Genomic DNA, 11984 nt, shown 5'->3' on the forward strand with positions numbered 1-11984 from the left:
GCTCTGCGCTCGTTTTGCCGGTGTGTCGTCAGAAAGTGGAGTGGTAGCGTATCGGCGCTCGACGCGCCGAAACGGGTCGTCTGCTGGGTCGGCCGGTTAGAACGTCTCGAGGTAGCGGTCGAGCTCCCACTCGGAGACGTCGACGAGGTAGTCCTCGAACTCCTGTTCTTTGGCTTCGACGAACTTCGGCCCGACGTGTTCGCCGAGGGCGCTGTAGATGACTTCGTCCTCCTCGAGGGCCTCGACGGCTTCGCCGAGGTTCGTCGGCAACGTGTCGATGCCGTACGCTTCGCGTTTTTCCTCGTCGAACTCGTAGATGTTCTCGCGGACCGGGTCCGGACAGTCGAGGTCCCGTTCGACCCCGTCGAGACCCGCGTGGATGAGCGCGGCCAGCGCGAGATACGGGTTACAGGACGGGTCGGGGAAGCGAGCCTCGACGCGCGAAGCCGCCGGGACGCGCGCCGCCGGTTTACGGATCAGCGCCGAGCGGTTGCGATCGGACCAGGCGACGTAGACGGGTGCCTCGTAGCCCGGCACCAGTCGCTTGTAGCTGTTCACGGTCGGGTTCGAGATCGCCGTGATCGCCGGCGCGTGCTCGAGAATCCCCGCGATGAAGGAGTGTGCCGTTTCGGAGAGGTCGAACTCGTCGTCGTCGTCGTGGAAGGCGTTCTCGCCGTCCTCGAACAGCGAGAGGTGCGTGTGCATGCCCGAGCCGTTGATGCGCGGGATCGGTTTCGGCATGAACGTCGCGTGGAGGTCGTGCTGGGCGGCGATCGCGCGGACGACGGTGCGGAACGTGCCGACGTTGTCGGCCGTCGTCAGGGCGTCGTCGTACTCGAAGTTGATCTCGTGTTGGCCCTTGGCGACCTCGTGGTGGCTCGCTTCGATCTCGAAGCCCATGTCCTCGAGGCCGTAGATGATGTCGCGGCGAACGTCGCTCGCGAGGTCTTTCGGCGCGAGGTCGAAATAGCCGCCGTGGTCGCCGGTCTCCGTCGTCGCGCGGCCGTCCTCGTCCTCCTCGAAGAGGAAGAACTCCGGCTCGGGCGCGGCGTTGACCGTGTAACCGAGGTCGTCGGCGCGCTCGAGGGCGTTCTTGAGGACGCGCCGCGGGTCGCCCTCGAAGGGCTCACCGGTCGAGGTGTCGATGACGTCGCAGATCATTCGGGCCGATGCGCCGTCCTCACGGTTTTGCCACGGGAGAACCGCGAACGTGTCCGGATCCGGCTTGAGCCGCATGTCCGACTCCTGAATGCGCACGAACCCCTCGATCGAGGAGCCGTCGAAGTAAATGCCCTCGGTGAACGCCTTCTCGGCCTGTCGAGCGGGCACGGAGACGTTCTTGACGGTCCCCAGAATGTCGGTGAACTGCAGCCGAAGGAAGTCGATGTCTTCCTCCTCGATTTCGTCCAGTACCTCCTCTTCCGAAGCGGTTAGATTTCCGTTCGTCATCTTCTGCTCGCCTAAGCCAACGGATTCTACTATTAAAGTTCTACTGTTGTGGGCGAATATACGCAAATCTCTTCTCAGATGGACGACCGTAGTTTATAATATGGTATACTCGGTGTGTGGCTGACATCGGCTGAAAAAGTACCGGCAGAAATGAATAATCGTGTAGTGGTCGCTCGAGGCACGACTCGACTGCGTCGAACTCGTCGATCTCGAGGATCGATTCGCTACGCCGAAGCGGCCCCCACGCCGGGGAGGTGGCCGACACCGGTCAGTATCGTCAGGCTCGAGAGGCCGATATCGACGGTCGCCCGCCAGACGGTCGAAGAGACGCGGATCGCTCGCTGCCACGCCGCGATCGGCACGATCGACGCTCGTTCGCGTGCCGGCTCGTTCGGTCGCGGCCGCTTCATCAGTGTCGTCTCGCAGTTCGGACAGACGGACGCGACGCGCCGGCCGTTCGATTCCAGCTGCCAGTCGCCGTCGATCGGGCTCGAGTGGTCGCACTCCCAGCAGAACAGCGTCGCTTTCCGCTGTGTCGGCGCGCCGTCACCGCGGGTTGATGCTGGCTGGGTCATCGGGCGTGAGTACGGGCCCCAGCTATAAAATCACCCCCCGTTCTCGATTCACACAATACGATCAATCGGTGAATCTTCGCTGCGACACCGTCAACCGATCCGAGAAGTGCGGTGTGTCCACGAGGGTCAAGCTGGTGAGACGACCCGACCGTCGACTCGCCGCGCCCCGTCGTCACGGATTTCCGCGCCGGTCACGTACCCGTCACCATGGCCGCGACCAGTAAACCGAGCCGACTCGAGACCGGCGACGAACTCGACGACTTCGTGGACGCCCACGACGTGGCGCTCGTGGAATTCTATACCAGCGGCTGTGCGATGTGTCAGGCCATGGAACCAGTTTTGGGAAACGTCGCTCGCGCCACGGACGTCGCGATCGGGATGGTCAACCCCGGCGACGACATCGAACTCGTCGATCGGTTCGACATCCGGTCGGTGCCGACGCTGCTCCTCTTCAAGGACGGAACGGAAACCGCGCGGCTGGCAGAGGGGTTCCAGGGCGGCGACGCGGTCACTGCGTTCCTGGCCGAGCACGTTCCGACCGCCGTCGGCGCGAATTGACGTAGCCGGATGTGCCACTGCAGCGCGCCAGCCCATTTCGCGATCGCCCTCACTCGAGTCCGCGAACGCTTATCATCGCTCGCTCGTATTCCCCTTCTATGTCCGACGAGGACGGTGCCGACCTGCTGGCGCTGCGCTGTGACGCCGTCGCCGAACTGGACGACACAGCGCTGCGAGACGCGCTCGAGTACTTCGATCCGGACCTCGTCTACGTCGTCCGCGAGTCGTCGGACGTCCGCGTCGTGAGCCGCCTTCGCCGCGCGTTCGACGGGCCGGTCGTCTCCGCCGCCGGTCCCGCCGACGTTCGGACGGAGACGGTCGCCGGTATCGCGTTCGTTTTCGCGGGGTCGGCGGCGCTGCTCGAGGACCGTCCCGACGACGAGACGGAGACCGCGGAGTACGTCGTCTGCGACGATATCGAGCCGACGACCGACGCCGTCATGCTGGAGGCGACCCTCGCCGGCCGCGAGTCGATCGCCCGCTACCAGTCGCGAGCGAGCGGGACGGCGACCGTACTGACCGGCGCGCTCGAGGCGAGTTATGATCACGTCTGGGAACCGACCGTCGACGGGGGGCCGGTCAGGATACCGGTTCGGGGAGCCGCCCCGTTGCGTCGCTCCGGCGCGGTCGAACTCGCCTGTCTCACCTGCGATCGACGCGGTTCGGTGGCGGTCTCGTCGGCCCCGGCCGACCGGTTCGGGCTGCGAGCGCTGTCTCACGTCGGGCCGACGACGGCAGCGCGACTCCGAACGAACGGGTACGAGACGCGCGCGGCCGTCGCCGAGGCCGCCGAGGCGGACCTCCGCGCGATCGACGGGATCGGCGCGTCGAGGGCTCGAGCGATCAGCCACAGCGCACGCTCGCTCGCGGAGTCACGCGTCGTCCGCCGCACCGACGAACCGGTTCCGCCGGCAGCCGAGTCCGCGACGCCGCTGTTCGTCGACATCGAAACCGACGGGCTGCAACCGACGATCATCTGGCTGATCGGGGTCTACGATCCCGACCGCGACGCGTACGTGGACTTCGTCGACACCGATCCGTCCCGCGACGATCCGGGCGCGGCGACCCGCGAGTTCGTCTCGTGGCTGGCCGCCGAGTACGACGCGCCGTCGCTGGTCGCGTGGAACGGCCACGCGTTTGACTACAAACACCTCGAGCGGTTCATTGCCCGCGACGTGTCCGAGTTCCGTGAGTTCTGGCAGGAGAGCGTTTTCACGTACGACCTCTACGACTGGGCAGTGCGACGCGAACACGCCGTGTTGCCGGGTCGAACGAACCGACTCGAGGACGTGGCCGAGGCGCTGGGCTGCGACCGCTCGGGACCCGCGGCGGCCCTCGACGGGAAGAGCCTCGCGGAGCGGATCCGGCGGCTGCTCGAGAGCGAGCAGCCATCGGGTGCCGGAGCTGACGATGTCCCAGCCGCGACGGAGGACACGGCGGGACCGGATATCGACTGGGCGGCCGCCCGGGAGTACTGCGAGGCGGACGTCCGGGAACTGGCCGCGGTCGCCGAGGCGATCGCGGCGGCCCCGCTCGAGGCGGAGAGAGCAACTGCGGAGACGTGCAGAGCAGCGGCGGAGACCGGCGGAGCGGAGACGGAGCGGGAGCGATCGACCGACGACTCGACGACGCAGACCGGCCTCGCCGACTTCTGACTATGCCAACCGACGACATCGACGATTTGACCGACGGGGAGGACAGCACCGGAGCGGACGGTCTCGCACTGACCGGCGCGGAGCTACGCGACACCTTTCCGTCGCGTCGCTACCACGGACAGCTTCACGAACGGTTCACGCTGCCGGCCGAGCCGGCCAGTCACGTTCCCGCCCGCGAGGTGTTGCCCGCCGACATCGCGGCGACGCTCGCGGTCGACCCCTGGAGCCACCAGGCCGAAGCGCTCGAGGCGCTGGCCGACGGCGAGAACGTCTGCGTCGCGACCTCGACGTCCTCCGGGAAGACCTACGTCTACGGGTTGCACATCGCGCGACGCTTTCGGGAGAATCCGGACGTGCGCGCGTTGCTCGTCTATCCGACGAAGGCGCTCAGCCGCGACCAGGAGCGGGAGCTCAACGATCTCTTCGATTCGCTCGGGCTGGACGTCACGGTCGGCGTCTACGACGGCGACACGAAACGCGAGGCAAAGGCCCGCATCCGCGAGGAGGCGAACGTCGTCATCACGAACTTCGCGGGACTGAACCAGTACCTCGAGGGCCACCACCGCTGGGCAGCGTTCCACGCGGAGTGCGAACTGATCGTGATCGACGAGGCGCACTCGTGGACGGGAATCAGCGGGATGCACGCCGCCCGGATCCTCCGGCGGGCCCGGCGGCTGATCGACTGGTACGGCGGCGACCCGCAGTACGTGCTGACGACCGCGACGATCGGCAACCCGGCCGAACACGCCCGCGCGCTGACCGGTGAGCCGGCGACGGTGATCGACGAGGACGGCTCGCCCAGCGGTCGCCGCCACCTCGCGTTCTGGGACCCGCCGACGGACGGCGGTGGGGGCGAGTACGAAGACGGGAGCGGTGATAGTGATACTGAGTGGTCGTCGAGCAAACGCCCCGCTACCGTCGAGGCCGCCGAGGTCTGGGCGCACTGTTGCTATCACGGCGTCCCCTCGCTGTTGTTCTGCGATTCGCGCAAGCAGACGGAGCTGGCCGTCGGGCGCGCGCGGGAGTACCTCGAGAACCCCACGTTGCCCTACCGAGGAACCGCCGACCTCGCGGCGTACAACGCGGGTCACGGAAAGCGGTCCCGGCGAGGGACCGAGAGCCGGCTCAAAAGCGGAGCCCTCGACGGCGTCGCGACGACCAGTGCGCTCGAGGTCGGCATCGACGTCGGCGGGATCGACGGCACGATCCTCATGGGGTATCCCGGCTCCAGACAGTCGTTCTGGCAGCGCCTCGGCCGCTCGGGGCGCGACGAGCGAGAGGCGCTCTCCGTGTTCGTTCCCAGCCACTCGACGCTAGACCAGTACATCCTGCGCCATCCGGAGTACCTCCTCGAGGAGGCACCCGAGAGCGCGGTCGTCGACCTCGCGAACAACCCGGTCTACCTCCAGCATCTGCGCTGTGCCGCTCAGGAACTGCCGCTGCGCCGCGAGGACGCGGACCGGTTCGGCGGGATCGAGAGACTGGAACAAGCCGTCGAGTACGGTCGACGGACGGGGGACTTCGAGGGCTCGCTCGCGGGCGGCGTCACGTACGCCCACCGCGACCGGCCACAGAGCGAGATCGATCTCTACGCCTCCGGCGGGAACGCCTTCGAGGTGCGGCTGGCCGGCGAGGAAACCATCGGCCACCAGCCCATCGGCAAAGCGCGCGCCTATCGGGACTACCACGAGGGCGCGACGGTGCTGTACCAAGGCGATCAGTACGAGGTCGTCGAACTGCGGGAGGATCGACCGCAACCGTACGTCACGCTCGAGTCGGTCGACGTCGACTACTACACCCAGTCCCAGCGCCGGACGACGATCTACGACACCGAGGTCCGCGAGTCCCGCGACGTCGGCCCCTTCCGTCTCAACTGGGGGTACGGAACGGTCACGGTCCACCACGACACCTTCACGAAACGGGAGATCGGGACCGGCGACGTTCTCACGGTGGGGCTCGAGACGGGCGTCCCGCCCCTGGAGATGCGAACGCAACTGTGCTGGGCCGAAGTCCCCGACGAGGTCGAACGGGCGGTGACGGCCGCTCACAGCGACTATCACAACGACGACTGCGAGGAGCTGCCGCCGCGACTCCACGGCTACCTCGGCGGCATCCACGCCATCGAGCACGCGATGATCGCCGTCTCGCCGCTCGAGTTGACCGTCGACGCCGCGGATCTCGGCGGCCTCGCGACCAACCGGCTCCCCGACGGGGGCGACGCGAGCGGCTGGTTCATCTACGACGGGGTCGAGGGCGGACTGGGCTTTTCCCGGCGCATCTACGAGGAGTACGAGGCGGTCGCCCGCCGGGCGCGAGACCTGATGACCGACTGCCCGTGCGGGCGCGACGAAGGGTGTCCCGCCTGTCTCATGGACGATCGCTGTGGCAACGACAACCGGCCGCTGTACGCGCCCGCGGCGGCGGACGTGATCGACGCCTTGCTCGGCGAGGTCGATCCGGCCGCGTTGCTCTCGCGGTCGGAACCCGTTCTCGAGGACGGGACCGAGCGTCGACCGCCCGCGTCGGTCTCGTAGCCGCTGGAACGAATTCCGTCGCGTGCGGCCGTCGAGAGACCGTGACCGATCCTACGTTTCGGACTCGAGCTCGCTCGGGTCGAGCGTCCCCTCGAGATACCGTTCGCCCAGCTCCGACACCTCGTAGACGCCGGGCATGTGTTTGGTCAGGAGCCCGTACTTGGTCAGTTCGCGGCATCGATAGGCCGCGTACCTGGCCGGAGCGAGCCCCTCGTCGTCGATCTGGTTCGGTTCGAAGGCGTCTTCGGACCGGAGGAACTCGAGGATCGGCTTGTCCGCGGGTTCCATCCACTCGGCGTCCGTCTCCGCTTCGGCGTTCGCTTCCGTTTCGCTCTCGGACTCGTCGGTACCGGATTCCGGGTCCTGGGCACCGGTTTCGGACTCGTCGGCACCCGCCGCCGGCTCCGCCGGATCGTCGGTCGTCGGATCGTCCATGAATAGCGAGACGACCTCCTCGGGGGAATGTGTTTCCCAATCGCTCGAGGCCCGTCACGCGATCGGTGGCGTCGTGACCGGGACAGATACCCGCGAACGGCTCGACCCCGTCGAGTGAGAGGGACAGCAGTGACCGGCAGGCCTCGCCGCTGGTCGTTACTCCTCCGGGACGGCGTAATCGACGTGAACGTTCGGAATCGCGGCCGGTTCGTGCCCCGTGATTCCGCGATCGACGAACGTGACGTCCGTCAGGTCGCCGGTGAATCGGAACGTCACCGTTCCGCTCTCGATCGTCCCTTCGACGGTGGTGCCCGAGAGGACGGTCACGTTCGCACCCCGCTCCTCGTCGGCCAGCTCGATCGCGCCGTCGACGGTGAGTTCGAAACTCGAGGGCGTCCCCTGCCCGATGATCGTCAGCACGTTCGGCCGGTCGCCGTTCGCGTCGGTCGCGTTCGACGACGATCTCGTCGCCGCGATGGTCGCTGTCGCCGGCGTCTCCGTCTGGAACGGTGTACTGCCACTGTCTACCGATTCCGCGGCGACACGGCCGTCGTCGCGGTCTCCCGTCGCGTTCTCGCGTCTCATATGGTGGACAGAGGCGAGTATGACAGTATAAACCTTCTCACTGAACTAACGGTAAGATCTGGAGAAATATAACCACACAAGCCGGATCTCGACGGAATTTTGCGCGTTCATCTCGAGGTTTTATACCATCTCTCTGATCGATGATTCCTCGTCGACGAGCGATGCGAGACACGAAAACTCCGAGACACTCGGGGCGGTCGAGTAAGGGTCTCTCCCACCCGCTCGAGCGCACTCGAGTCGGCGGGATCCGTCGTCAGTCGTCCTCGAGAAGCCCGAGGTCGGTCGCGGCCAGGTTCGCGATCTGATCGGCGATGTCGGGATCCACCGCGGCGACGTCGTCGCCGTCGTGAAGCTGCTCGTTGTGTCGGTCGATGGCGTCGGCGAGCTCCGACAGGGGGACGCGGGAGGTCGTTTCGCAGCCAGGACACACGACCGGGACGCGCGGAGCGTCCTCGTCCGACTCGTTTGTGTTCGTCATTTGTCGTGTGTCTCGCGCCGATCGTCAAAGCCTCATTGGTTCGCTTCCCGTCCGACACGATCGCGTCGACGGACTTCGAAATCGGTCGACAACCGGACCGGCGGGTTGTTCCGCCCGATCCGTTCACCCGTTAGGACGCGAGAGCTGCGTGGGTCCCGGCGACAGCCGTCGCCGTTCCCTCTCTTTCTCCGAGTCGTCGGGTTCGAAACCGTACCGGGGACCGTCCGCTATCGGTCTCCGCGTCGCCGGTGTGACGAGTCTCCGGCGACTGGGTCCGAAGTACCGGCGGGCCGGCGTTACCGTCGGTGTCGAGCGAGGGCGGCGACCGACAGCGCGACCACGGCCGCGAACGCGCCGAATCCGGGCATCTCGTCCCCTCCCTCCTCCGAGACGGACTGGGTGTCGTTCTCCTGCAGGGAGTCGCTCGAGTCGTTCTTCGACGGATCGGTGCCGTTCGACCCGCCGGGATCGAAGCGCTCGTCGGCCGGTGCGTCGAGTTGCAGGACGACGACGACCTGTCCGTGAGAGGCCTCGGTCTCGTAGGTCCAGCCGCCACCGGCTTCCTCGTAGGATTCCGCGGCGGTTACCGGGTCGATGTCGGTATCCCAGCCGTCCCCTTCGGGAACCTGCTGAATGTAGCCGGCCACGTCGATCCTGTCGGCGTGTTCGCCGCTGATCTCCGCTTCGCCGTACTCGATCGTCGCGTCCTCGGGGTGGCCGTGCATCTCGATACAGTGGGAATCCATGTAGCCGTCGCCCTGCGCGACGTCCGGGCTCGTTCCGAACTGGTCGGCGTCGAGCGGCCGGTCGTAGTTGTCCGTCAGGGGGAAGTCGACGGTCATCGGGTCGGCGTCGGAGTGCCAACTCGTCACGTCGTTCGTCGGAATCGTCACGGACGTGTTCGGAACCGACTCGCCGACGACCGGGTCGCCGTTTTCGTTGACCAGCGTAACGCAGACCTTCCCGGAGCCGTCCCCGAGGTACGGACTGCGATACTCGTCGCGCGGGTTCTCGTAACTGACCCAGCTCCCGTCGCTCGCCGCCGCCTCGAAGTAGGGATCCCCCGGCTCCGGCGCGGGTTCGACGTACGCTTCCTCCGAGACGGTCCCGTTCGAATCCTGGGCGACGGTGCCCGCGGCCGTCCCCGCGACACCCGTCGCGACGAGGCTGGCGATCACGACCAGTCCGAGGCCGAGAGCGAGGAGTCCGCGTCGCCCGCTCGGGATCGGTCCTCGAGATCCCCGTAGTCCGGACATGGTTACGCCACGTCACCGAGTTCGATCGCCGGGTTATCGATCCTGTGACTGTTCTGCAGCGACGACTGTCGTTCGATGATATCGGTCATCGGACTGGGGTACCGGGTTCCCCGTTCTATATATGAGCCGCGTACTTCCGTGGTAGGTGGTCGCTACCTCCAGTAGGCGGCCGTTTGACTCCCTGTACCGTGTACAACGCACCCGTTACTGGACGGTTGTGGATCGCTCGTTCGGAACGGTTCTCGCTCGGCGTCATCGCAGTAACGCAGCCGGATCGTTCCAAATTAGCGGCCACGACTATTATCGGATATGGTCCATCAAAACCAGGATGAAATGTACACTGTCCGAAAGATGGGGAATTGATTAAGTTTAACACCCACTATCTAGCAGCATGTGGTATGGGAGAAGATACCAGAAAGTTCGAGCAGATCCTGACGAAAAAGGACCTCTTCGTGCTCGCGTTCGGCGCGATGATCGGCTGGGGATGGATCATCCAAACGGGGTTCTGGATCGACGAAGCCGGCGTGGCCGGCTCGGTTCTCGGATTCGTCGTCGGGGCGATCATGGTCTGTATCGTCGGCCTGATTTACGGCGAACTCGCCTCCGCGTTGCCGTTCGTCGGCGGGGAGCACGTGTACAGCCTTCGGGCGCTCGGCCCGGTCGGATCGTTCGTGTGTACGTGGTCGCTCGTCCTCGGATACGTCGGCGTCGTCGTGTTCGAAGTCATCGCGCTGCCGTCCGCGATGGCGTACATCGTTCCGGGATTTAACGTACTCGAGCTCTGGTCGGTGGCCGGAGAACCGGTGTACGCGTCCTGGATACTGGTCGGGGGTATCGGTGCGGTCGTGATGACGGCGCTCAACTATCGCGGCGTGAAACCCGCGGCGCAGTTCCAGACGATACTGACGCTCGTCATCGCGCTGGCCGGACTCATGCTCGCCGTCGGGGCCGTTCTGAACGGCCAGTCACAGCCGAACCCGCCGCTGTCAGACGTCGGTGCGACGGGGGTAGCCACGGTCGCGATCATGACGCCGTTCATGTTCGTCGGATTCGACGTCATTCCCCAATCCGCGGAGGAGGCGGACGTAGCTCCCCGCCTCATCGGTCTTCTCATTCCGGCCTCCGTCACGCTGGCCGCCCTGTTTTACATCGGCGTCATCTGGGCGTCCGGGCAGGCGATGCCCGGCTCCGCACTCGTCGAGAGCCCGCTGCCCGCCGCCGCGGCGATGGAAACGATCTTCGACAGCCAGCTAATCGGTCGCATTATGGCGCTGGCGGGGATTGCGGGCGTCCTCACGAGCTGGAATTCGTTCCTCCTCGGTGCCAGTCGTGCAGTCTTCGCACTCGCCGACTCCGGGATGATTCCGAAGCGAATCAGCACGATTCACCCGGAGTACAACACGCCGTCGACGGCCGTCGTCCTCATCGGCGGGCTCTCCGTCTTCGCGCCGCTGTTCGGCGAGCAGATGCTGGTCTGGATCGTCAACGCGAGCGGGCTCGGTCTCGTCGTCGCGTGGTTCTTCGTGGTCGTTTCCTTCTTCGTGCTTCGGCGCAACGAACCCGACCTGGATCGACCGCTCAAACTCCCGTTCGGCTACGCGTTCGGCGCCGCCGCACTCGTCTTGACGCTCGGATTCATCGGTCTCTACTTGCCCGGCGGCCCGTCCGCGCTCCTGTGGCCCTACGAGTGGCTGATCGTTCTCTGCTGGGCGCTCCTGGGCGTCGTCCTGTACAGCGTCTCCTCGACCGACTCGGAGGTCGGCGTGACGGATCTGGAGATGGAAGAACTCGAGTAGCCCCTCGAGCGATCAGTCGGAGTCCGTCGTGGTCTCCACTAACGTCTCTAACTCGAAGTCGTTCAGCGGATGGGGCTCGTCTTTGACGGTTTCGACGACGAACTGCGAACTCGTTCGGACGATCTCGTCGATCATCTCGTAGTCGCTGATGAGTCGCTGCACCATCTCGCGGTCCGACAGGTGGGCGATGACGACGAAGTCCGTGTCCCCCATCGTGAAGTAGACCTGATTGACCCCCTCGATGGCGGCGAGTTTCTCACCGACTTCGTCGTGATACTGCTCCTCGTATTCCGCGATGACTTCCGAGATCACCGTGATCTCGAGGCCCAGTTTCTCGAGGTCGACGTCGAACAGGTCGTCCGTTACGATCCCGTCCTCTTTGAGCTTCGTCAGTCGATAGTGGACGGTCGACTTCGGAATATCGGTGTACTCGGAGATTTCGTCCGGACTGCCGGTCCCCAGATCCGCGACGGCCTGCAGAATGCGGATATTTCGTTCGTCCATATCTCGCGTAAGGGAACCCGCCGATAAACACCATTCGAATACGAAACCCGTACTCGGCCCAAAGTTGGATTTGGTTCGATAGCTTGTCGATCGCGAGGATCCGTGCGACCCGATCAAACTAGCAGCGCACCCCGTTTGGATAATTCGATTTATACTGTC

At 65.5% G+C, this 11984-nt stretch carries 11 protein-coding genes; 4 read left to right on the forward strand and 7 right to left on the reverse strand.

Translation table 11 applies throughout. The features are described from left to right. Positions 1-96: 96 nt before the first annotated feature. Both glnA and AC0QDI_RS10050 read right to left on the reverse strand, forming a co-directional pair. The gene (gene glnA / locus AC0QDI_RS10045) at positions 97-1449 is read right to left on the reverse strand and encodes a type I glutamate--ammonia ligase (protein WP_474667721.1); all 1353 of its coding nucleotides are present in this window, start codon (positions 1447-1449) and stop codon (positions 97-99) included. A 224-nt stretch (positions 1450-1673) separates the two neighbouring features. Next, positions 1674-2024, reverse strand: a complete 351-nt coding sequence (locus AC0QDI_RS10050; RefSeq protein WP_474667723.1) for a DUF8106 domain-containing protein — start codon at positions 2022-2024, stop codon at positions 1674-1676. A 207-nt stretch (positions 2025-2231) separates the two neighbouring features. Between AC0QDI_RS10050 and AC0QDI_RS10055 the strand changes: the two genes are divergently transcribed. From AC0QDI_RS10055 to AC0QDI_RS10065, 3 genes are all read left to right on the forward strand, one after another. Next, positions 2232-2582: a thioredoxin family protein gene (locus tag AC0QDI_RS10055; RefSeq protein WP_474667725.1), complete on the forward strand. Its 351-nt coding sequence runs from the start codon at positions 2232-2234 to the stop codon at positions 2580-2582. A 98-nt stretch (positions 2583-2680) separates the two neighbouring features. Further along, the gene (locus AC0QDI_RS10060) at positions 2681-4237 is read left to right on the forward strand and encodes a ribonuclease H-like domain-containing protein (protein WP_474667727.1); all 1557 of its coding nucleotides are present in this window, start codon (positions 2681-2683) and stop codon (positions 4235-4237) included. A 2-nt stretch (positions 4238-4239) separates the two neighbouring features. Further along, the gene (locus AC0QDI_RS10065; RefSeq protein WP_474667729.1) at positions 4240-6771 is read left to right on the forward strand and encodes a DEAD/DEAH box helicase; all 2532 of its coding nucleotides are present in this window, start codon (positions 4240-4242) and stop codon (positions 6769-6771) included. 51 nt (positions 6772-6822) lie between these two features. On the opposite strand, the gene AC0QDI_RS10070 is transcribed toward AC0QDI_RS10065, so the two are convergent. The 4 genes from AC0QDI_RS10070 to AC0QDI_RS10085 form a co-directional block, all read right to left on the reverse strand. After that, positions 6823-7206: a hypothetical protein gene (locus AC0QDI_RS10070; RefSeq protein WP_474667731.1), complete on the reverse strand. Its 384-nt coding sequence runs from the start codon at positions 7204-7206 to the stop codon at positions 6823-6825. Between the two features lie 156 nt (positions 7207-7362). Next, positions 7363-7791, reverse strand: a complete 429-nt coding sequence (locus tag AC0QDI_RS10075) for a hypothetical protein (RefSeq protein ID WP_474667733.1) — start codon at positions 7789-7791, stop codon at positions 7363-7365. Between the two features lie 253 nt (positions 7792-8044). Next, entirely contained in the window at positions 8045-8269 is a 225-nt protein-coding gene (locus AC0QDI_RS10080) for a DUF8149 family protein (RefSeq protein WP_474667735.1), read from the reverse strand. A gap of 296 nt (positions 8270-8565) precedes the next feature. Next, entirely contained in the window at positions 8566-9525 is a 960-nt protein-coding gene (locus tag AC0QDI_RS10085; RefSeq protein WP_474667736.1) for a PGF-CTERM sorting domain-containing protein, read from the reverse strand. Between the two features lie 398 nt (positions 9526-9923). Between AC0QDI_RS10085 and AC0QDI_RS10090 the strand changes: the two genes are divergently transcribed. Further along, positions 9924-11321: an APC family permease gene (locus AC0QDI_RS10090; RefSeq protein ID WP_474667738.1), complete on the forward strand. Its 1398-nt coding sequence runs from the start codon at positions 9924-9926 to the stop codon at positions 11319-11321. 12 nt (positions 11322-11333) lie between these two features. On the opposite strand, the gene AC0QDI_RS10095 is transcribed toward AC0QDI_RS10090, so the two are convergent. After that, positions 11334-11825, reverse strand: coding sequence for an Lrp/AsnC family transcriptional regulator (locus tag AC0QDI_RS10095; RefSeq protein WP_474667740.1), 492 nt, complete (start codon positions 11823-11825; stop codon positions 11334-11336). Between the last annotated feature and the right edge of the window lie 159 nt (positions 11826-11984).

The organism is Natrinema sp. LJW11 (assembly GCF_056135975.1).

Excerpts from the sequence above, each read along its gene's own strand:
- glnA (WP_474667721.1), bottom strand. The coding sequence starts at position 1,449 with ATGACGAACGGAAATCTAACCGCTTCGGAAGAGGAGGTACTGGACGAA.
- AC0QDI_RS10050 (WP_474667723.1), bottom strand. The coding sequence starts at position 2,024 with ATGACCCAGCCAGCATCAACCCGCGGTGACGGCGCGCCGACACAGCGG.
- AC0QDI_RS10055 (WP_474667725.1), top strand. The coding sequence starts at position 2,232 with ATGGCCGCGACCAGTAAACCGAGCCGACTCGAGACCGGCGACGAACTC.
- AC0QDI_RS10060 (WP_474667727.1), top strand. The coding sequence starts at position 2,681 with ATGTCCGACGAGGACGGTGCCGACCTGCTGGCGCTGCGCTGTGACGCC.
- AC0QDI_RS10065 (WP_474667729.1), top strand. The coding sequence starts at position 4,240 with ATGCCAACCGACGACATCGACGATTTGACCGACGGGGAGGACAGCACC.
- AC0QDI_RS10070 (WP_474667731.1), bottom strand. The coding sequence starts at position 7,206 with ATGGACGATCCGACGACCGACGATCCGGCGGAGCCGGCGGCGGGTGCC.
- AC0QDI_RS10075 (WP_474667733.1), bottom strand. The coding sequence starts at position 7,791 with ATGAGACGCGAGAACGCGACGGGAGACCGCGACGACGGCCGTGTCGCC.
- AC0QDI_RS10080 (WP_474667735.1), bottom strand. The coding sequence starts at position 8,269 with ATGACGAACACAAACGAGTCGGACGAGGACGCTCCGCGCGTCCCGGTC.
- AC0QDI_RS10085 (WP_474667736.1), bottom strand. The coding sequence starts at position 9,525 with ATGTCCGGACTACGGGGATCTCGAGGACCGATCCCGAGCGGGCGACGC.
- AC0QDI_RS10090 (WP_474667738.1), top strand. The coding sequence starts at position 9,924 with ATGGGAGAAGATACCAGAAAGTTCGAGCAGATCCTGACGAAAAAGGAC.
- AC0QDI_RS10095 (WP_474667740.1), bottom strand. The coding sequence starts at position 11,825 with ATGGACGAACGAAATATCCGCATTCTGCAGGCCGTCGCGGATCTGGGG.